At 66.9% G+C, this 21,487-nt stretch carries 12 protein-coding genes and 1 pseudogene; 11 read left to right on the top strand and 2 right to left on the bottom strand.

The window, feature by feature from the left end; all coding sequences use genetic code 11:
- The 5 genes and pseudogenes from JS531_RS03835 to JS531_RS03815 all read left to right on the top strand — a co-directional run.
- Positions 1–155: pseudogene (locus tag JS531_RS03835) on the top strand (sugar ABC transporter permease); the annotation flags it as partial.
- A complete protein-coding gene (locus tag JS531_RS03830; RefSeq protein ID WP_214312875.1) occupies positions 152–1,141 on the top strand; it encodes an ABC transporter permease subunit in 990 nt (329 codons plus the stop codon). The pseudogene JS531_RS03835 and the gene JS531_RS03830, both read left to right, overlap by 4 nt.
- 154 nt (positions 1,142–1,295) lie before the next feature.
- Entirely contained in the window at positions 1,296–3,374 is a 2,079-nt protein-coding gene (locus JS531_RS03825) for a beta-galactosidase (RefSeq protein ID WP_214312874.1), read from the top strand.
- 384 nt (positions 3,375–3,758) lie between these two features.
- Entirely contained in the window at positions 3,759–5,102 is a 1,344-nt protein-coding gene (locus JS531_RS03820; protein ID WP_214312872.1) for a sugar ABC transporter substrate-binding protein, read from the top strand.
- A 167-nt stretch (positions 5,103–5,269) separates the two neighbouring features.
- Entirely contained in the window at positions 5,270–6,685 is a 1,416-nt protein-coding gene (locus JS531_RS03815; RefSeq protein ID WP_214312870.1) for a sugar ABC transporter substrate-binding protein, read from the top strand.
- A 33-nt stretch (positions 6,686–6,718) separates the two neighbouring features.
- On the opposite strand, the gene JS531_RS03810 is transcribed toward JS531_RS03815, so the two are convergent.
- Both JS531_RS03810 and JS531_RS03805 read right to left on the bottom strand, forming a co-directional pair.
- On the bottom strand, positions 6,719–7,483 hold the full coding sequence (locus JS531_RS03810) for a type III pantothenate kinase (RefSeq protein ID WP_214312868.1): 765 nt from the start codon (positions 7,481–7,483) through the stop codon (positions 6,719–6,721).
- Between the two features lie 118 nt (positions 7,484–7,601).
- On the bottom strand, positions 7,602–9,014 hold the full coding sequence (locus tag JS531_RS03805) for a bifunctional phosphopantothenoylcysteine decarboxylase/phosphopantothenate synthase (protein WP_214312866.1): 1,413 nt from the start codon (positions 9,012–9,014) through the stop codon (positions 7,602–7,604).
- A gap of 490 nt (positions 9,015–9,504) precedes the next feature.
- Here JS531_RS03805 and JS531_RS03800 point away from each other — a divergent pair, with 490 nt between their 5' ends.
- From JS531_RS03800 to pepN, 6 genes are all read left to right on the top strand, one after another.
- A complete protein-coding gene (locus tag JS531_RS03800; protein ID WP_240542020.1) occupies positions 9,505–13,098 on the top strand; it encodes an SNF2-related protein in 3,594 nt (1,197 codons plus the stop codon).
- A 158-nt stretch (positions 13,099–13,256) separates the two neighbouring features.
- Entirely contained in the window at positions 13,257–14,012 is a 756-nt protein-coding gene (gene dapB / locus JS531_RS03795; RefSeq protein ID WP_214312863.1) for a 4-hydroxy-tetrahydrodipicolinate reductase, read from the top strand.
- Positions 14,013–14,063: 51 nt separating this feature from the next.
- Positions 14,064–15,599: an SEL1-like repeat protein gene (locus tag JS531_RS03790; protein ID WP_214312861.1), complete on the top strand. Its 1,536-nt coding sequence runs from the start codon at positions 14,064–14,066 to the stop codon at positions 15,597–15,599.
- A gap of 147 nt (positions 15,600–15,746) precedes the next feature.
- Positions 15,747–16,652, top strand: a complete 906-nt coding sequence (gene dapA, locus JS531_RS03785; protein ID WP_214312859.1) for a 4-hydroxy-tetrahydrodipicolinate synthase — start codon at positions 15,747–15,749, stop codon at positions 16,650–16,652.
- 55 nt (positions 16,653–16,707) lie between these two features.
- A complete protein-coding gene (locus JS531_RS03780; RefSeq protein ID WP_214312857.1) occupies positions 16,708–18,582 on the top strand; it encodes a ribonuclease J in 1,875 nt (624 codons plus the stop codon).
- A 276-nt stretch (positions 18,583–18,858) separates the two neighbouring features.
- Entirely contained in the window at positions 18,859–21,468 is a 2,610-nt protein-coding gene (pepN, locus tag JS531_RS03775; protein WP_214312855.1) for an aminopeptidase N, read from the top strand.
- Positions 21,469–21,487 lie beyond the last annotated feature (19 nt).

Raw genomic sequence — 21,487 nt, 5'->3', positions numbered from 1 at the left:
CGACGTACTACACGCCGAACATGTACGCGTACAACCTGTCGTTCTCGGGCAACCAATCGAACTACGCCGCCGCCCTGGCCATCACGATGGCCGTGATCACCATGGCGATCGCGTACGCGGTGCAGCTGAACAGCATGAAGGAGCAGATGAAGTGAGCGAGGCAACCACTTCCGCGCAGTCGCTGCGCGAGCAGGAGAGGGCCGCCAGGCGGGCGGAGAGGGCGCGCCAGAAGCGCGTCGCCCGTGACGAGGCGGCGGAGCGCAGGCGCGCGGAGAAGAGCGGGTTCGCGAACGTGAACAATCCGCGCCGCAGTACGTGGATGACGGTCGTGTGCGCGATCTTCGCCGTGTACTGCCTGTTCCCGTTCGTGTACCTCATGATCAACGCGACGAAGACCCAGGCGGACTTCACGTCCACGTTCGGTCTCGGCTTCGGCCGTTCGTTCGCCCTGTGGGACAACATCGCGACGGTGTTCACGTACCAGGACGGGATCTTCGGCCGCTGGCTCGTCAACACGATCCTCTATGTCGTGGTGGGCGCGGGCGGCGCGACCCTGTTGGCGATCATGGGCGGGTACGCGTTGGCGAAGTTCCGGTTCCCCGGGCGTAAGGCCGTGTTCGCGGTCATCATCGGCAGTATTTCGGTGCCGGGCATCGCTTTGGCGGTCCCGCAGTTCCTCCTGTTCGCCAAATTGGGTCTCACGAACACGCCGTGGGCCATGATCATCCCGAGCCTGATCAGCCCGTTCGGCCTGTACCTGATGTGGATCTTCAGCGAGCAGGCCGTCCCGACCGAACTCCTGGAGGCCGCCAGGGTGGATGGGGCGTCGGAGTTCCGCACGTTCTGGACGATCAGCCTGCCCCTGCTGGCGCCGGGTATCGTGACGACGGCGTTGTTCACGATCGTGGCGACGTGGAACAACTACTTCCTGCCGTTGATCATGTTGAAGGACGCGGACTGGTATCCGCTGACCATCGGCCTGAACCAGTGGAAGGACCAGGCCTCGACTGCCGGCGGCCAGGCGATCCAGAACCTCGTGATCACGGGGTCGCTGATCACGATCATCCCGCTGGTCATCGCGTTCCTGTGCCTGCAGAAGTACTGGCAGTCCGGACTCGCCGCCGGCGCCGTCAAGGAATGACCGGCATACGTCCGGTATGGCGGCCGCCATACCGGACGGTCTCCCTCCATCGCCTGTGAATGATGGGCGACGGGCTCCGGCCCGCCGCCCATCATCTCTATCGGTGGATTTCAATCGTTGGCAATGAAGCACAACCCAACCAAAAGGAAAGAACATGACCGAACGTAGAACGTTCAAGTGGCCGCAGCCTCTGGCGGGCGGCAAGCCGCGCATCTGGTACGGCGGCGACTACAACCCGGACCAGTGGCCCGAGGAGACCTGGGACGAGGACATCATCCTGATGAAGGAGGCCGGCGTCAACCTGGTCTCCGTGGCGATCTTCTCGTGGGCGAAGCTGGAGCCGCGCGAGGGCGTGTACGACTTCGCGTGGCTGGACCGTGTCATCGACAAGCTCGGCAAGGCCGGCATCGCCGTCGACCTCGCCTCGGGCACGGCGTCGCCGCCGATGTGGCTGACGCAGGCGCATCCGGAGATCCTGTGGGTGGATGAGCGGGGCGACGTGTGCCAGCCGGGCGCGCGCCAGCATTGGCGCGCCACGAGCCCGGTGTTCCAGGAGTACGCGCTCAGGCTGTGCCGTGCGATGGCCGAACACTACAAGGACAACCCGTATGTGGTGGCGTGGCATGTGAGCAACGAGTACGGGTGCCACAACCGGTTCGACTATTCGCCGGACGCTGAGCGCGCGTTCCGCGCCTGGTGCGAGGATCGCTACAAGACGATCGACGCGGTGAACGAGGCGTGGGGCACGGCGTTCTGGGCGCAGCGGATGAACTCGTTCAGCGAGATCATCCCGCCGCGCTACATCGGCGAGGGGAACTTCATGAACCCGGGCAAGCTGCTGGACTGGAAGCGGTTCAGCTCGGACGCGCTGCTGGACTTCTACCGCGCCGAGCGCGACGCGCTGCTTCAGATCGCGCCGAAGCCCCAGACCACCAACTTCATGGTCTCCGCCGGCGGCACCGGTCTCGACTACGACAAGTGGGGCGCGGACGTGGACTTCGTATCCAACGACCACTACTTCACCCCCGGCGAGGCCCATTTCGACGAGCTGGCGTACTCCGCCTCGCTCGTCGACGGTATCGCGCGCAAGAATCCATGGTTCCTCATGGAGCATTCCACGTCCGCGGTGAACTGGCGTCCCATCAACTACCGGTGCGAACCGGGCGAGCTGGTGCGTGATTCGCTGGCGCATCTGGCGATGGGTGCGGACGCGATCTGCTACTTCCAGTGGCGTCAGTCGAAGGCGGGCGCGGAGAAGTGGCATTCGTCGATGGTGCCGCACGCGGGCCCGGACTCCCAGGTGTTCCGCGATGTGTGCGAACTCGGCGCCGACCTGAACAAGCTCGCCGACGAGGGCCTCCTCGACACCAGACTGGTCAGGTCCAAGGTGGCCGTGGTGTTCGACTACGAGTCCGAGTGGGCCACCGAACACACCGCCACGCCCACGCAGCAGGTGCGCCACTGGACCGAGCCGCTCGACTGGTTCCGCGCCCTCGCGGACAACGGCATCACCGCAGACGTGGTGCCCGTGCGCGGGAACTGGGACGACTACGAGGCCGTGGTGCTGCCCAGCCTCGCCATCCTCAGCGAGGAGACCTCCCGTCGCGTGCGCGACTACGTGGCGAACGGCGGCAAGCTGTTCGTCACCTACTACACCGGTCTGGTCGACGAACGCGACCATGTGTGGCTCGGCGGTTATCCCGGCTCCATCCGGGACGTCGTCGGCGTGCGCGTCGAGGAATTCGCCGCCATGGGTGATGACTTCCCGGGCGCGATGGATCATCTCGACCTGGACAACGGCGCCGTGGCGCACGACTTCGCCGACGTCATCACCTCCGTGGCCGAGACCTGCCGTGTGGTCTCCAAGTTCAAGGCGGACAAGTGGACCGGACTGGACGGCGCGCCCGCCATCACCGTCAACGAATACGGCGACGGCAAGGCCGCCTACGTCGGCGCGCGACTCGGACGCGAGGGGCTCGCCAAGAGCCTGCCCGCACTGCTCGAGGATCTCGGCATCGAGGTTCCGGCCGGCGATGACCGGGACGAGGTGCTGCGCGTCGAACGTGCGGACGACACTGGCGAGAACCACTTCGTATTCCTGTTCAACCGTACGCACGGCACGGCCGTGGTGGACGTCGAGGGCGAGCCCCTCGTCGCCTCCCTCGCCCAGGTCAACGAGAGCGAGCACACGGCCGCCATCAGCCCCAACGGCGTCCTCGTCGTCAAACTGTGACCTCGTGGCCGGTGCATGGGCAGGTCGTCCTCTTCCCCGGATCGTGGGGAGACGGCGGCCGGCCCTCCGCCGCCCGTCGCGTCTGGCCGGAACCGCCTTTGGGCATGCCGGCCGGACGCGGCCGTCCATAACTGAAGAACCACAACTGAAGAACATGCCGTGTTATCGATAACACGCCGAAACACCCAAGCTGGTGGCGAAAAAGCTCGGCATGTGTATAATCAATGTTATCGCAACCATCAAAGCGGAACAGGTAGGCAATTCAACCGGTTCTCACAGCCGAGAATCGAAGAGATTCGGTTCGAAGATCGCGGAGATGGAAGCGGCAACCACAAATGTCTTCGGTCGAAATGGAGTCGGCCGAAGGGAAGGAGATAAAGGACGATGAAGTTCACGAACGCCAAGAAGGCCATCGCACTGACCGGTGCGGTCGCCATGCTGGCCAGCCTCGCCGCCTGCGGTTCCGACAACGCCAGCGACCAGCCGGCGCAGGAGAAGGACGCCAAGGAGATCACCGTGTGGGCCTGGGAGCCCACCCTGACCCAGGTCGCCAAGGACTTCACGAAGAAGACCGGCATCAAGGTCAACCTCAAGAACGTCGGCACCAACACCAAGGAATACACCCAGCTGGACAACGCCATCGAGGCCGGCTCCGGCGCCCCGGACGTCGCCCAGGTCGAGTACTACGCCATCCCGCAGTACGCCATCAAGGGCAACCTGCTGGACATCACCGACAAGACCTCCGGCTACGAGGACTTCTACACCCCCGGCCCGTGGGCTTCCGTGCAGTTCTCCGGCAAGGTCTACGGCCTGCCGATGGATTCCGGCCCGATGGCCTTCTTCTACAACAAGGAGGTCTTCGACAAGGCCGGCGTCGACGCCGAGCAGATCAAGACCTGGGATCAGTACTACGAGGCCGCCAAGAAGATCCACGCCCTCGGCGACAACTACTACATCACCTCCGACACCGGTGACGCCGGCTTCTTCGATTCCATGACCTGGCTTGCGGGCGCCACCCCGTTCAAGACCTCCTCCGATGGTTCCGAAGTCACCATCAACCTGACCGGCGACGAGAAGGTCAAGACCTTCACCGACTTCTGGCAGAAGCTCCTCGATGAGGGCCTGCTCGACACCAAGACCACCGGCTGGTCCGAGGATTGGTTCAAGGGCATGGGCGACGGCACCATCGCATCCCTGTTCACCGGCGCCTGGATGCCGGCCAACCTCGCCAACTCCGCTCCGGCTGGCGCCGGCAAGTGGCGCGTCACCCAGATGCCGACCGCCGACGGCTCCGCGACCAACTCCGAGAACGGCGGTTCCTCGCTGGCCATCCTGAAGTCCTCCACCAAGGCCGACGCCGCGTACCAGTTCATCGAGTACGCGAACCACGGCGACGGCGTGGCCACCCGTGTGGCCGGCGGCGCCTTCCCGGCCGACAAGGCCTCCATGGAAGCCGATTCCTTCAAGAACGCCACCACGGTGAAGAACTCCGATGGCGAGGACGTCGACTACTTCGGCGGACAGAAGTACAACGAGGTCCTGGCCCAGGCCGCTGAGAACGTGTCCTCCGACTACCAGTTCCTGCCCTTCGAGGTCAAGGCCCGCACCATCTTCGGCGACTACGTCGGCAAGTCCTACACCGGCGACCAGAAGCTGAGCGACGGCATCGCCGCCTGGCAGAAGGCCCTGCAGGACTACGGCAAGGACCAGGGCTTCACCGTCAAGTGAACCCGACTCCGGTCCGAACCGGACGCACCGGCGTGGACTGACGCATAACTGAACACGCGAGGCCCCTTGGAGCGATGCACGCATCGCCCCAAGGGGCCTCGTCGTTGCGTGTAGACTCGAGACGACGGTACGCAACTGACGGACACAGGCAAGGAGCACGGACGGACATGGCACTGCGCAATCGGATCACCCGCGTCGCCGCATCCCTCGCGGCCATCGCCTCCATCGTCTCCCTCGTCGCCTGCGGACAGGCCGCCGACGACCGCACGCACATCACCGTATGGAGCTGGGAACCGAGCATGGCCACCGTGGTGGACCGGTTCGAACAGGCCAATCCGGACATCGTCGTGGACCTCAAGGACATCTCCGGCTACGAGAACCTCAACACGGCCATCCAGGACGGCTACGGCATGCCCGACGTCGCCCAGATCGAATACTTCGCGCTCCCGCAATACGCCGTGTCCGGACAGCTGCTCGACCTGTCCGACTACGTGGGCGACGACTATTCCGGGTTCTTCTCACCCGGTACCTGGTCGAGCGTGCAGCTCGCTGGACGCGTCTACGGCCTGCCGATGGATTCCGGACCGATGGCCTTCTTCTACAACAAGGAGGTGTTCGATCAGGTCGGTGTCGACGCCAGCCGGATCAAGACCTGGGACGACTACTACGAGGCCGCCAAGAAGCTCAAGGAGATCGGCGTGTACATCGCCGCGGACGCCGGTGATGCCAGCTTCTATGCGGCCATGATTTGGCTGGCCGGCGGCCGGCCGTTCCACACCAGCGCCGACGGCAAGACCGTCACCGTGGACCTCGCCGGCGACGAAGGCACCGAACGGTTCACCGAATTCTGGCAGAAGATGATCGACGAGGGACTCGTCGACACCCGCCGCACCACATGGTCCGACAGCTGGAAGCGCGCCCTCGGCACCGGCGACGTCGCCTCCGTGTTCTCCGGCGCATGGATGCCGTCCATGCTGCTGTCCAACGTGCTCGGAGCCTCCGGCCTGTGGCGCGTCACGGCCATGCCCACGCCGGACGGCTCGACCACCACGGCGGAGAACGGCGGATCGGCCATGAGCGTCCTCCAATCCACGCGCAAGCCTCGCGCCGCGTACCGGTTCGTCGACTTCGTCACCCATGACAAGGAGGGCATCGGCGCTCGCGTGGACGGCGGCGCGTTCCCCGCCGACCTCGCCACCCTGCAAAGCGAGAGCTTCCTCGACAAGACCACCGTGCGCAACACGGACGGCATCGACATCCCGTACTTCGGCGGCCAGCAGTTCAACCGTGTGCTCGCCGAGGCGGCGGAGAACGTGTCCGTCGGATACCAGTACCTGCCGTTCGAGGTGTACGCGCGCACCGACTTCCGCAACACGGTGGGCAAGGCCTACCGGTGGTCGAGCTCATGGCAGGCGTACAAGAGACGTCAGGAGCAGATCCGTCAGGGCATGAGGGACGAGAACGGCGATCCGCTCCAGCCGCTGGAGCGGCCGGAGGCGAAGGTGAGCCTGCGCAAGGGGCTCTCCGCGTGGCAGGCCGACCTGCGCGAGTACGGCACGAACCAGGGCTTCACCATCGAATAGGAAGCCCCTGAATAGGAAGCCCGCGACGCCGCGTCACACGTTGCGTGAGTAGATGTACGCCATGCCCTTGAAGATGAGGTCCGGATCGTAGATGTCGATGAGATCCGTGTCGTTCTTGAAGATGCGGCTCAGCCCGCCCGTGGCCACCACGCGGAACGGTTCGTCGATCTCCTTGCGGAACTGGGTGATCGTGCGTTCGATGCCGCCCAGGAAGGTGTAGTACAGGCCCGCCTGCATGGCGGTGCGCGTGTTCGTGGCGAGGATCGACTGCGGACGGGTGATCTCCACCTCCGGCAACTGCGCGGTCTGCCCCCACAGCGCCTCGGCGCCGGTGCGGATGCCCGTGGTGATGAATCCGGAGCAGATCGTGCCCTTGGCGTCCACGAAGTTGAACGTGGTGGCGGTGCCGAAATCGGCCACCAGCACCGGTCCGCCGTACGTGTGGTAGGCGCCCGCGCAGTCCGCGATGCAGTCCGATCCGAGCGTCTTCGGATCGTCCAGGCGGATGTTCATGCCGGTCCTGATGCCCGGTCCCACCACCATCGGTTCGAGCCCGAGGAACTTGATGATCGACGAGCGGAACGAGTACATGACCTTCGGCACCACGGAGCAGACGATGACGTCGTCCACGTCCTCCGCCGTGTAGCCTTTGAGCGCGAGGAACTGGGTGATCATCAGCCCGTACTCGTCCGAGGTGTGCGTCGCCTTCGTGGTGATGCGGTACGTGCCGACGATGCGGTCCCGCTCCAGGAATCCGATGACGATGTTCGTGTTGCCGATATCGACGGCCATCAGCATGATGTCTGCTCCTTGGATGTGCTTGAATGCTTCGTTGCGTGTGTCGCGTGTGTCAGGTGTGTTGCGTGTGTCACGTATCGTGCCGCGCCGCCGTATACCGTGCGCGGCATACGGTCGGTCAGCTGTTGCGCAGGGCCGCGAGCCGCAGCATGATGCGCTTCGCCAGCACGGTCTTGTCCATCTTGTCCCAATGCTCGACCTGCGGGGTGCGCGGGTCCGCGATCCCCGGGGTGAGTACGGTGACCACGTTCGTGTCCGTGGCGAAGCCGGCGCCCTCCTCGCGCAGGTTGTTGGCGACGAGCATGTCGCAATGCTTCTCGGCGAGCTTCCTCGCCGCGTTGCGCAGCAGGTGCTCGGTCTCCATCGCGAACCCGCACAGGACCTGCGATCCGTCGTCGCGCTTGCGCCCGCCCGCCCAGGCGAGGATGTCCGGGTTGGCCACGAGCGTGAGCGTGATGGAGTCGCGCCCCGCCTTCTTGATCTTCTCCGGCGCCACGTCGGCCACGCGGAAGTCGCCGACGGCGGCGGCCATCACGGTGATGTCCGCGGAGGCGAACCGTTCCGCCACCGCGTCGAACATGTCCTGTGCGGTGGAGACGTGCACCACGTCCACGTCGGGGGAGTCCGGCGCGGCCAACGCCACCGGTCCGGAGACGAGCGTGACGTGCGCGCCCAGCGCCGCGGCCGATTCCGCCAGCGCGTAGCCCATCTTGCCGGTGGAATGGTTGGTGAGGAACCGCACCGGGTCGAGCGGCTCCTGCGTGGGGCCCGCGGTGACGAGCACGTGCAGGCCGTCGAGCGGGCGTGAGGCGACGGGATCGCCGTCCGTGATGCCGGAATCGGCCGCGGGGACGGCGTCTTCGACGTCCGTCCTCCGGACTGCGTCGCGCCCGGGTTGCGGGACCGCCTGCGTCCGTGCGGTCTGCGGGTTCCGCACGGTCTCGCCGGATGCGTCGCGGCCGTGCGCGAGCAGTCCGTCCGCCGCGCGTTCGATGACGTCCGGTTCGGCCATGCGCCCGCGGCCTGTGTCGCCGCACGCCAGCGTGCCCTCGCCCGGTTCGACGATGTTCCAGCCGAGCTCCCGGCAGGTGGCGAGGTTGCGTTGCGTGACGGGATTGTCGTACATGTGCACGTTCATGGCCGGGCACAGGACCTTCGGCCCTTCGTACGCGAGGATGGTGGAGGTGAGGGTGTCGTCGGCGAGTCCGCAGGCGATCCGCGCGATGACGTCGGCGCTCGCCGGCGCCACCACCAGCAGGTCCGCCCAGGAGGCGTCCTTGACGTGGTTGATGGTGGCGGGCGACTGCGGGTTCGCGGCCACGTCGCCGGGTACGGCCGGTATGGCCGGGAACATGGCGGTACGGGTGGTCTGGCCGGTGAGCGAGGTGAAGGTGAGCGGGGTGACGAACCGTTCCGCCGCGGCCGTCTCGACCACGCGCACCGTGTGTCCGGCCTTCGTCCAGTCCGAGGCCAGGTGGCATGCCTTGAATGCCGCGATGCTGCCGGTGACCCCGAGAAGAATGTTCGCCATATGCCAAGCCTCCGGCCGGAAATCCTTCCGGCGTGCGCACGCGCGCCGATGCCGCGTGCCGGTCGCCGCGGACCTTCCGTCGACGCCGAGACCAGTATAGCCGCGCGTTGTGGCCGGATCGGTATGGTCGCCGCCGTCTGAGCCGGGGATGGACGGGCGGGACACGCCGGCATGCCGGTAGGGGACGGCTCCGGGCGATATCGCCCGGAGCCGTCCCGCGACGATAGAATGGCGGGGCGGGACGCGGCCGTTCGCGTCCGTCGGGTCTCGCGGAAAGGAGATGCACATGGGCGTGAGCGTGTTCGGGCATGTACCGGGCGATTTCGACGACGTCGGGTTCGACGACGGCCCGATCTCCGGATTCCCCGCGTTCGGCGACGGTCCGGCCGAAGTCGATCCGTGGAACGACGGCGCGTGGGGGAGCGGCGGCATGCGGCGGTCCGGCGCACGCCGGGGCCGCGGTGGGCAACGGCCCATCGACCGGTCCTTCATGGACGACCTGATGACCGACCTCAAGTACGAGGCGGACGCCGCGACGGTGTCACGCGCCCGGGTCATCGCGCGTCGTGCCACCTCGATGATGGACTCGCTGACCTACGAACGGGATGAAGGCGGCGCGGTCACCATCTCCGGACGCGTGCACGGCACCACCAGCCCCACGAGCCGGTACACGGTGAACGTGTACATCGGCGGTCAGGAGGCGGTGGTCTCCGGCGGGGGATGTACGTGCCCCGCATACCGCCGCGGCTACGTGGTCTGCAAGCACATGGCGGCGCTCGTCATCGCGTTCGCGGGCCGGCCCGAGACGTTTGCGGGATTCTCGGCGCAGCCGGCGCACGCCTCTTCGACGGACCTGCTGGCCGTGATGCGGGCCATCGACGAACAGGACGAGCAGGAGCGGGACGCGAAACGCCGTGAGACCATCGCCCGCGCCGGCACGTCGGACGCGCGCGGCGGCGGCGAGACTCGGCCGGTGGTGGCCCCCGGACAGGTCGAACTGCTGCCCACGCTGCGCCGCGTGAACGGATGGAACATCTGGTTCCGCATCGGCGTGCGCGGCGGCTCCTCCTATGTGCTCAAGACGATCTCCGGCCTGCTGGACGACGTGCGCGCCCGCCGATACCACGAATACGGCAGGAAACTCGCGTTCACGCATACCCCTTCCATGTTCGACGAGCGTTCGCGGCGGCTCCTGTCCTTCCTCGGGGGCGTCGAGGACGTGCGCCGCGCCACCGACCTCCAGGACATCCGGTACGGCAGATTCGGCGCCGTCACCATCGACCGCTACCTGACATTGGCGGACAGCGAGACGGCCCGGTTGCTCGACATCATGGACGGCGGCCGTCTGGACCTCGTGCTGGACGCATGGTACGACAATTCGCCGTCCACCGTGGACGTCGGCGGGGACGCGCCGTTCGCTATGCCGCTGGTGTCCATGAGACGCATCAACGGCAAGCAGGGCGTGGACGGATACGCGCTCAGCGGCGAACCCACCGTGGACTCCGTCATCACGGGCGACCACGGCGCCTGGCTGCTCATGCCGCCCGGCGAGAAACGGGGCGCCACAGTGACACGGTCCGCGCGGAGCCGGCTGACGTACCGGAACGACGTGCACGTCAGCGCCGCCGGATACCGCTTCGTCCGTTGCCCCGAAACGCTCGAACCATACGCGGACCTGCTGCCCGTGCTCTGCGGCGGGACGGAGACGACCGTCGCGTTCGACGACGCGCCGCTGTTCGCACGCACCCTCCTGCCCAGGATGATGGACTCCGGGCTCCTGCCCGCCGGCAACGTGCCGAGGGAGATCGAACTGCTGCGTCCCGTCGAATGCGGGCCCGAGTTCTACCTTGACCGCGACGAGCACGGCCTGACCTGCGTGGCGAAGGCCCGCTACGGGGAACGGGAGACCGTCATCGTGCCCCAGCGCGGCGGCGACTTCGCCTCCGGCGTGACGCCGATGGTCGGCGCCGGCCACGACTTCGGCGTCGAACGCATGATCATGGACCTCGTCCGCGCCTACTTCACCATCGACGCGCCCACCGCCCCCGGACGCATCGGCCGCGACGAGACCACGCGCATCGTGGCCCTGTTCGACAAGGGGCTGCCCGCCCTGCGGCAAGCCGGCAAAGTGTTCACCACACCCGCGTTCGACCGCATGCTCGCGCCCAAGCCGCCCACCGTGAAGGTGGGATTGTCCGTCAAGTCCAATCTGGTGGAGATTTCGCCCATCGCCGACGAGGTGCCGCCGGACGAGGTGGGCTCGCTGCTCGCCTCATACCGCAGACGCCAACGCTTCCACCGGCTCAGGGACGGCACGCTCGTCAACCTCGAAGGCGCCCGGCTCGATGCGCTGGACCATCTGGCCGACGACCTCGACCTGAGCGAGGATGAGCTCAACGGGGGAGCCGTCACCCTGCCCGGCATGCAGGCGTTCCTCCTCGACGGCGAACTCGCCGGGACGGACGTCGAGAAGGAACCCTCGTTCATGGCGTACGTGGACGAGCTCACGCACATCGACCCGGCCACCTACGAGGTGCCCGAACCCCTGCGCGGCGTTCTGCGCCCCTATCAGGAGGACGGCTACCGTTGGCTGCGCACCCTGTGCGACAAAGGTTTCGGAGGCATCCTCGCCGACGAGATGGGCCTGGGCAAATCCGTGCAGCTCATCGCGCTGCTGGAGGGGCTGCGGTCCGCGGACGCCTCCCTGCCCTCGCTCATCGTGTGTCCCGCCTCGCTCGTCTACAACTGGGTCGCCGAATTCGCCAAATTCGCGCCGGACATCCGCGCGGTGGCCGTTGCCGGCACCAAGACCGAACGCCGCGCCGCCATCGCCCGGTACGCGCCGGCCGGGGAACAGGGCGACGGCGACGAAGGCGACGGCCATGACGGTACGGACGCCGACCGGGACGCCGCGCCCGCCGTGCTCGTCACCTCCTACGACCTGCTGCGCCGGGATGTGGACGACTACGCCGGGCGCCGGTTCTCCGTGATGGCCCTCGACGAGGCGCAGGTCATCAAGAACCACACCACCAAGATCGCGAAGGCCGTCAAGACCATCGAAGCCGACCACCGCATCGCCCTGACCGGCACGCCCATCGAGAACCGGCTGAGCGAACTGTGGAGCATCTTCGACTTCCTCATGCCCGGCCTCCTAGGCTCCTACAAGCGATTCCACGAACGCTACGAACTGCCCATCGCCAACGGACGCGCCGCGGACGCCGCCAGCGAACAGGGACGGGCCGCCGCCCGCATCAACCCCGAAGGCGAACAGGTGGCCCGGCGCCTCCAGGCGCTCGTCGGCGTCTTCATCAAGCGCAGGCTCAAAAGCCAGGTGCTCACCGACCTGCCGGACAAGATCGAGACGACGATCACCGTCCAGCTGGAAGGCGAGCAGCGCAAGCTCTACGCCGCCCACGAGCAGCGCCTGCGCCGACAGCTCGAACACAAGGACGACGGCGACTTCAACACGTCCAAGATCCAGATCCTCGCCGAACTGACCAAACTGCGGCAGATCTGCTGCGACCCGCGCCTCCTGTACGCCGACGCCAAGGACCGCTCCGCCAAGCTCGCGGCCATCGAGGAGCTCGTGGACAGCTGCATGTCCGAAGGCAAGAAGGCACTCGTCTTCTCCCAGTTCACCAGCTACCTCGAACTCATCGCCGCACGGCTCGACCAACACGGCATCCGCCACTACACCATCGACGGGTCCACGCCGAAGAAACGCCGGCTCGAACTCGTCGACCGGTTCAACGCGGACTCCACGCCCGTGTTCCTCATCTCCCTCAAGGCCGGCAACACCGGGCTGAACCTCGTGGGCGCCAGCGTGGTCATCCACGCCGACCCCTGGTGGAACGCCGCAGCCCAGAACCAGGCCACCGACCGTGCGCACCGCATCGGCCAGACCAGGGACGTGGACGTCTACCAGATCGTCGCCAAGGATACCATCGAGGAACGCATCCTCGAACTGCAGCACACCAAAAGCGAACTGGCCAGACAATTCACCGACGCCTCCGCGCTCGCCGAGGCCGCGCCCGCCTCCATCGCCTCCCTCACCAGGGACGACCTGCTTGGACTGCTGACATGAACGCCGGCACACCGCCCGTGGAACGGACGCGCACCGGGCAAAACGGAAATGATAGGCTCGACACGGATGCGACGCCCCGCACGCCACGGGCGGACGGGACGCCCGCGGATGAACGGTACGACGCCGGCATGACGCCGGTGCAACGGAAAGGAACGGACATGATCAGGGTTTCGGTCGTCGGCGCCAAGGGACGCATGGGATCGCACGTGGTGGACGCGGTGAACGGCGCCCCGGACACGCAGCTTGCGCTCGCGCTCGACGCAGGCGACGACCTCACCGCCATCACGCCGGACAACACCGACGTCGTCGTCGAATTCACCGTGCCGTCCGTAAGCCTCACGAACGTGCTCGCTCTCATCGCCCAAGGCGTCGACGTGGTCGTCGGCACCACCGGCTGGACCGAGGAGAAGCTCGCGCAGGTGCGCGAGGCGCTCGCCGCCGGCCCGCGTCCGGGCACGCAGAAGGTGTTCATCGCACCGAACTTCGCGATCTCCGCCGTGCTCGCCGATTACTTCTCCACGCAGGCCGCCAAGTACTTCGAATCCGTCGAGGTCATCGAACTGCACCACCCGAACAAGGTGGACGCTCCCTCAGGCACCGCTATCCACACCGCCGAGGGCATCGCGGCCGCCCGCAAGGCCGCCGGCCTCGGCCCCGTGCCGGACAACACCCAGACCGACGGCGGCTCGCGCGGCCAGGTCGTCGACGGCATCCACGTCCACGCCGTGAGGCTCAGGGGCCTCAACGCCCATGAAGAGGTGCTCTTCGGCAACGCCGGCGAGCAGCTCGTCATCCGCGCCGACAGCTTCGACCGCGGCTCGTTCATGCCCGGCGTGCTCCTCGCCGTCCGCAAGCTCGCCGGCGACGCGCCCGCGGGACTCACCGTCGGACTCGACAAGTTCCTCGACCTGTGAACGGCGCCGGACGGCGGCGGATGGTCAACGGCATTTAGGGAAGGACCGATCATGAGCGACGATACCGACGATATCCAGGACCTGATGCGGCGTGCGCAGGCCGGCGACGCGGAGGCGCAGCTCGAACTGGGCCGATGCTACGCGACGGGCGACGGCGTGCCCCAGGATGACGCGGCGGCCCTGCACTGGCATCTGGCCGCCGCCCAGCAGGGATACGCGCAGGCCCAGTGGATGCTCGGGGCGATCTACGCGTACGGCTTGCTGGGCATGGCCGAGGACATGCAGCAGGCGCGGCAGTGGTACGCCAAGTCCGCCCAGCAGGGATTCGTCAATGCACAGTTCGCGCTCGGCGATTGCTACGCCTATGGCGACGGTGTCGAACAGGATTGGGCCGAAGCGGTGACATGGTACCGCGCGGCGGCCGAGCAGGGATTGGACGAGGCTCAGAAGAGGACCGGCGACTGCTACGCGCAGGGACAAGGTGTCGAACAGGACTACGCGCAGGCGATGTCCTGGTACCGCAAAGCCGCCGAACAGGACTACGCCGGCGCGCAATGCGCCCTGGGCAGCTGCTACTACGGCGGTTACGGCGTGCCGCAGGACTACGCGCAGGCGGTCGTCTGGTTCACCAAGGCCGCCGAGCAGGGGAACGCCGTCGCGCAATCGCTGCTCGGCGACTGCTATGCGTACGGACACGGCGTCGGACAGGATGACGCCCAGGCGGTCGCATGGTATCGCAAGGCCGCGGAGAACGATGAGCCGGACGCCCAATACACGCTCGGCGTGCTGTACCGGGACGGCGCCGGCGTGCCGCAGGACTACGCGCAGGCGGCGGACTGGTATCGCAAGGCCGCGGAGAACGGCCATGCACGCGCCCAATTCACGCTTGGTGCGGTGTATGAGACAGGCAAAGGCGTGCCGCAGGATTATGCGCAGGCCGCGGATTGGTATCGCAGGGCTGCGGAGAACGGTGATACGGACGCTCCTTTCCTGCTCGGACTGATGTATCAGGAAGGCCGTGGCATGCCGCAGGACGACGCCCAGGCGTTCACTTGGTTCGAACGGGCCGCGCGGCAGGGCAACCTCGACGCGCAGGTCATGATGGGATCATGTTATGCGAACGGCATCGGCGTGGCGGAGGATTGGCACCAGGCGGCGGATTGGTACCGCAGGGCCGCGGAACGGGGGAACGCCGTCGCCCAATGGACCCTCGGCGTCTTCTGCATGGAAGGAGCCGGCGTGCCGCAGGATGACGTCCAGGCGGTGCATTGGCTGACCGCGGCTGTCGAACAGGACTACGCCAACGCAAAGGCGAGTCTGGGGGACTGCTACGCGCAGGGCCGAGGCGTGCCGGTGGACGTGGCGAAGGCCGTCGATCTGTATCGTGAGGCCCAGCAGGAGGGCGTCGACCTCACGCCGGAGCAGCTGCGGCTGCTCAACCCGCCGCAGCCGTCCCTCCCGCCGCGTCCGGCGGTCCCCGCTCCGCAGGCTCCGCAAGCGCAGCAGGTCCCGCAGCCGCAACCCGCGGCCCAGCCCCAACAGCAGCAGCCCAAGCGCGGCGGCCTGTTCTCGAGGTTGTTCCGCTAATCGGGATGCTCCGGAACGTATCTCCGGAGCATCCCATGGTCCGCGCCATGAGAGGACGCCCATGACGCGGACCAGCGTCCGCCGCGCATCCATGCGCCCGCGGACGACCCCCATACGGCGTCCATAACGCGAAGTACGGTGAACACTATGACTGAGAGCGCTATGCATCTGCTGAATCCGGCCCCGTTCGGGCGCATCCTGCCCGCCATGGTCACCCCGATGAAACCCAACGGGGACGTCGATTTCGAAGCGGCGCAGAAACTCGCCAGACAACTCGTCGCGGACGGCGCCGACGGCATCGTCGTCAACGGCACCACCGGCGAATCGCCCGTCACCCACATCGACGAGAAGGTCGACCTCGTGCGCGCCGTCAAGGAGGCCGTCGACGTGCCGGTCGTCTCCGGCGCCGGCTCCAACGACACCGCGCACACCGTGCGCATGGTCGAACAGACGCAGGAGGCGGGCGCCGACGCGGTGCTCGTCGTCATGCCGTACTATTCCCGCCCCTCCCAGGACGGCGTCGTCGGCCACTACAAGGCCGTCGACGAAAGCACCGACAAGCCGATCATCATCTACGACGTGCCCGGACGCACCGGACTCAAGGTGAAGGTCGACACCTACGACCGTCTCGCCGAACTCGACCACGTCGTGGCCGTCAAGGACGCCACCGGCGACCTCGCCGCCGCCGTCGAGAAGCAGCAGCGCACCGGCCTCGCCTGGTACTCGGGCGACGACGGCCTGTTCCTGCCGTTCCTGTCCATCGGCGCGGTGGGCATCATCTCCGTCATCGCGCATGCGGCCGCCGGCCCCATGCGCGACCTCGCCGAGGCGTTCGACCGCGGCGACATCCACGAGGCGCAGCGCCTCGCCAACCGTCTCGCGCCGCTCGTCCACGCCCTCAACGGCGACGGATACCAGGCCGTCATGGCCAAGGCCGCGCTGAAGATCCGCGGAGTCATCGACTCCACCACCATGCGTCTGCCGAACGTCGGCCCGGACGCCAACCAACTCGCCAAGGCCGAGGAAGGCATGCGCGCCGCCGGCCTGCTGTAAAGCCACAGTCCCCGTGAGAGCACGGGGGCGAAAACCCAGGAAACACAAGAAAGCAATGGCACAAGAGAACACCAACACCAAATCCACCAAGAACTCCAAGAACGCCGGCGGCTCCCGCCGGCGCGGAACCGGCGCCGGCCGCGGCCGTGGCACCGGGCGCACCCGCGGCGGCAACACCGGACGCGGACGCCACCAGAACACCACCACGCAGGCCACCGCACCCCAGCAGGACGCCGTCCTCATCGCCCCGCCGAAGTACCGCAAGGGCTCGATGCGCATCACGCCGCTCGGCGGCCTCGGCGAGATCGGCCGCAACATGAACGTCATCGAATACAACGGCCACCTGCTGCTCATCGACTGCGGCGTGCTCTTCCCCGAGGAGGAGCAGCCGGGCGTCGACCTCATCCTGCCGGACTTCAGCTACATCAAGAACCGTCTCGACAAGGTCGAGGCGCTCGTGCTCACCCACGGCCACGAGGACCACATCGGCGGCGTGCCCTACCTGCTCAAGCTCCGTCCGGACATCCCGCTCATCGGCTCCAAGCTCACGCTCGCGTTCGTCGAAGCCAAGTGCAAGGAACACCATCAGAACCCCACCAAGGTGGAGGTCCAGGGCCGCGACAAGCTCAAGGTGGGCCCGTTCGACCTCGAGTTCATCACCGTCACGCACTCCATCCCGGATGCGCTCGCCGTGCACGTGAAGACCCCCGCCGGCTCGCTCATCGACACCGGCGACATCAAGCTCGACCAGCTGCCCCTCGACCACAAGATCACCGACCTCGTCGAATTCGGCAAGATCGGCGAGAAGGGCGTGGACCTGCTCATGATGGACTCCACCAACGCCGAGGTGCCGGGCTTCGTCAAGCCGGAGACCTCCATCGGCCCGGCCCTCGACCAGGCGTTTGCGCAGGCCACCCGCAAGATCATCGTCGCCAGCTTCTCCTCGCACGTGCACCGCGTGCAGCAGGTCGTCGACACCGCGCACAAGTACGGCCGCAAGGTCGTGTTCGTCGGCCGCTCCATGGTGCGCAACATGTCCATCGCCGCCGACCTCGGCTACCTGCACATCCCCGAAGGCACCGTCGTGGACCTCAAGCAGGCCAACGACATCCAGGACGACAAGCTCGTCTACATGTGCACCGGCTCCCAGGGCGAGCCGATGGCCGCCCTCGGCCGCATCGCCGACGGCAACCATCGCGACATCCACATCAACGAGTTCGACACCGTCATCCTCGCCAGCTCGCTCATCCCCGGCAACGAGCACGGCGTGTACAAGGTCATCAACAAGCTCGTGCAGCTCGGCGCGAAGGTCGTCAACCGCGACAACGCCGCCGTGCACGTGTCCGGCCACTGCAACGAGGGCGAGCTGCTGTACATGTACAACATCGTCAAGCCCAAGTGCGCCATGCCGATCCACGGCGAGAACCGCCACCTCGTGGCCAACGGCCTCATCGCCGTCAAGACCGGCGTGGACCCGCAGAACGTCGTCCTCGCCGAGGACGGCGACGTGGTGGACCTCTACCACGGCAAGGCCGCGGTCGTCGGTTCCGTGCCGTGCGGCTACGTGTACGTCGACGGCGATTCGGTGGGCGAGCTCACCGACGAGGAGCTCGAGAAGCGCCGCATCCTCGGCACCGAAGGCTTCGTCTCCAGCTTCGTGGTGGTCGACACCGAAGCCCGCGAGGTCGTCTCCGGCCCGAAGATCTACCTCAACGCCGTGGCCGAGGACGAAAGCGAATTCAACAAGATCCGCCACCAGATCGTCGAACAGCTCAACGACGCGATGATGCAGGGCACCACCGACACGTACAAGCTGCAGCAGATCATGCGCCGCACCCTCGGCGGATGGATCGCGCGCCAGCTGCGCCGCAAGCCCATGATCGTCCCCGTCGTGGCCGACATCGCCACCGACGTCGAAGAGCAGCACTGATCCCAAGCCGTTCCGGCACGCCGGAACGGCCTCATCGGACGACACCGCGGGCGCAACGGACACGTGCGGCCGTCACCGACGGCCGTGCGGACGTGACCCGCGGACCATAAAACGTAAGGCTCCCCGCTCGGGGAGCCTTGTCGCGTGGAAGACACATGCGCCGTACGCCACCGGCGCGCCCGCCGTCGGAAACGCACTCCAGCAGACCAACCGCACCGGCCGCATCCCACGGATGCGACCGGTCACAGACAACAAGCATCGCACAAGGAGAACCACATGCCCGGATCGAACCTGACCCGCGTCGAGGCCGAGGAACGCAAGGCCGTCGTCGAAGCGCCCATCCACTACCATGTCAACCTCGACCTGACGGTCGGCGCGAAGACCTTCGGCTCCGACACCCTCATCTGCTTCAACGCGAAGCCGGGCTCCGCCACCTTCCTCGACATCATCGCCGACCAGGTGACCGAGGTGACGCTCAACGGCGTCGCCCTCGATCCCGCCGAAGTGTTCGCCGACGACCGCGTCGAACTCAAGGACCTCAAGGCCAAGAACGAAGTCGTCGTCAAGGCGCTGTGCCGCTACTCCAACACCGGAGAAGGCCTGCACCGCTCCGTCGACCCGTCCGACGGCAACGTGTACCTTTACTCCCAGTTCGAAGTGCCGGACGCCCGCCGCGTGTACGCCGTGTTCGACCAGCCCGACCTCAAGGCCACCTTCGACTTCAAGGTCCTCGCCCCCAAGAGCTGGATCGTCACCTCCAACATGCCCGCGCACAGCGTGGAGGACGACCCGCGCGAGACCTTCGACGGCACCCTCGAAGCCAAGCCGAACGAGACCACCCGCCTGTGGTCCTTCGACCCCACGCCGGTGATGAGCTCCTACCTGACCGCCATCTGCGCCGGGCCGTACGCCGAATGGCACACCGAATACCAGAACGAGGACGGCCGCACCGTGCCCATGGCCCAGTACTGCCGCCAGTCTCTCGCCGAAGCGTTCTCCAAGGACGTCGACTACCTGTTCGACATCACCAAGAAGGGCTTCGCGTTCTACGCCAAGACCTGGGGCGTGCCCTACCCGTACGCCAAGTACGACCAGATCTACGTGCCCGAATACAACGCGGGCGCCATGGAGAACATCGGCATGGTCACCATCCGCGACTCCTACGTCTTCGAATCCAAGGTGACCGACGCCCTGGCCGAACGCCGCGTCGTCACCGTGCTCCACGAGCTCGCCCACATGTGGTTCGGCGACTACGTCACCATGAAGTGGTGGAACGACCTGTGGCTCAACGAGAGCTTCGCCGAATTCACCTCCACCCTCGCCACCGCCGAAGCCACCGAATGGCACGACGCATGGGCCACGTTCTGCTCCGGCGAGAAGAGCTGGGCCCTGCGGCAGGACCAGCTGCCCACCACGCACCCGATCGTCGCGCCCATCAACGACCTCAACGACACGTACGTCAACTTCGACGGCATCACCTACGCCAAGGGCGCCTCCGTGCTCAAGCAGCTCGTGTTCTACGTGGGCCGCCGCAAGTTCTTCGAAGGCATCCACAACTACCTCCAGAAGCACGCGTACTCCAACGCCACGCTCGCCGACCTGCTCGGCGAACTCGAGAAGACCTCCGGCCGCGACCTCAAGATCTGGAGCGCCAAGTGGCTCGAGGAATCCGGCATCAACACCATCGCAGCCGACGTCCAGGAGCGTGAGAACGGCACCATCGACGCGCTCACCCTCACCCAGACCGCGCCCGCCGAACACCCCGTGCTGCGCCCGCACCGCCTCGCCATCGGCTTCTACAACGAGGACCCCGTGACCAAGCGCATCGTGCGCACCGACCGCTACGAACTCGACGTGGACGGCGAAACCACCCTCGTGGACGCCGTGGCCGGCAAGCAGCGCCCCTCGCTCGTGCTCGTCAACGACGAGGACCTCACCTACACGAAGATCCGCTTCGACGCCGACTCCCTGCGCTTCGCCGAACAGCGCCTGCCCGACTTCGACGACGCACTCGCCCGCGCCGTGATCTGGCTCGCCTTCTGGGACATGACCCGCGACGGCGAATTCCCCGCCGAACGCTTCGTGGACCTCACCCTGCGCCTGCTCGCCCGGGAGACCGAATCCACCACGTTCCGCTACGCGCTCGCCTGCATGAGCACCACCGCGCACCACTACGTGGCCGCCGACCGCCGCGAGACCGTGCTGCGCCACGTGGCCGCCGAACTGTGGAAGCTCGTCGCCGCCGCACCCGGCGGCTCCGACCAGCAGTTCCAGCTCGCCACCGCCTACCTCGGCTACGGCGAGGAAGGCGATCAGGCGTTCATCGAGCACGCCCGCGGACTGCTCGACGGCGACGTCATCGTGCCCGGACTGGACATCGACAACAACTTCACGTGGACCATCGTCAACGCGCTCGCCTCCGTGAACGCGTTCGGCGAGACCGACATCGACGCGCAGCTCGCCAAGCGCGAGACCACCGAGAACCGCGAGTTCGCGTACGGCGCGAAGGCCGTGCGCGGCACCGCCGAGGCGAAGGCGTGGGCGTGGGACCAGGCGCTCCACAACGAAGAGCTCACCAACAGCCAGCTCGAGGCCGTGGCCCGCGGATTCGCCGCCACGCCGCGCACAGACCTGGCCGAGCCGTACGCCGCCAAGTACTTCGAGACCATCGACTGGATCTGGGGCAACAAGACCTACCACATGGCCGAGGCGCTGCTCAACGGCCTGTACCCGGGCTACGCGGACCCCGCCACGCTCGTCTCGCTCGGCGAAGCCTGGCTGGAGGGGCACGCCGACGCCGCGGACGCCCTGAAGCGTCTCGTCGTCGAGAACGTCGCCTCCTCCAAGCGCACCCTCAACGTGCGCCGCTACAACGAGGGGCTGTGACGCGGTCCGGTTGTGACGC

Source organism: Bifidobacterium sp. CP2, from assembly GCF_018555635.1.
GTDB classification, from domain to species: domain Bacteria; phylum Actinomycetota; class Actinomycetes; order Actinomycetales; family Bifidobacteriaceae; genus Bifidobacterium; species Bifidobacterium saguinibicoloris.
The sequence above is the reverse complement of the archived record's forward strand: the minus strand, read 5'-3'. Positions and strand labels throughout refer to the sequence as shown.

What these genes read in the sequence shown, in the direction of transcription:
- JS531_RS03825 (WP_214312874.1), top strand. Translation starts at nt 1,296, where the DNA reads ATGACCGAACGTAGAACGTTCAAGTGGCCGCAGCCTCTGGCGGGCGGC.
- JS531_RS03820 (WP_214312872.1), top strand. Translation starts at nt 3,759, where the DNA reads ATGAAGTTCACGAACGCCAAGAAGGCCATCGCACTGACCGGTGCGGTC.
- JS531_RS03815 (WP_214312870.1), top strand. Translation starts at nt 5,270, where the DNA reads ATGGCACTGCGCAATCGGATCACCCGCGTCGCCGCATCCCTCGCGGCC.
- JS531_RS03810 (WP_214312868.1), bottom strand. Translation starts at nt 7,483, where the DNA reads ATGCTGATGGCCGTCGATATCGGCAACACGAACATCGTCATCGGATTC.
- JS531_RS03805 (WP_214312866.1), bottom strand. Translation starts at nt 9,014, where the DNA reads ATGGCGAACATTCTTCTCGGGGTCACCGGCAGCATCGCGGCATTCAAG.
- JS531_RS03800 (WP_240542020.1), top strand. Translation starts at nt 9,505, where the DNA reads ATGGACGACCTGATGACCGACCTCAAGTACGAGGCGGACGCCGCGACG.
- dapB (WP_214312863.1), top strand. Translation starts at nt 13,257, where the DNA reads ATGATCAGGGTTTCGGTCGTCGGCGCCAAGGGACGCATGGGATCGCAC.
- JS531_RS03790 (WP_214312861.1), top strand. Translation starts at nt 14,064, where the DNA reads ATGAGCGACGATACCGACGATATCCAGGACCTGATGCGGCGTGCGCAG.
- dapA (WP_214312859.1), top strand. Translation starts at nt 15,747, where the DNA reads ATGACTGAGAGCGCTATGCATCTGCTGAATCCGGCCCCGTTCGGGCGC.
- JS531_RS03780 (WP_214312857.1), top strand. Translation starts at nt 16,708, where the DNA reads ATGGCACAAGAGAACACCAACACCAAATCCACCAAGAACTCCAAGAAC.
- pepN (WP_214312855.1), top strand. Translation starts at nt 18,859, where the DNA reads ATGCCCGGATCGAACCTGACCCGCGTCGAGGCCGAGGAACGCAAGGCC.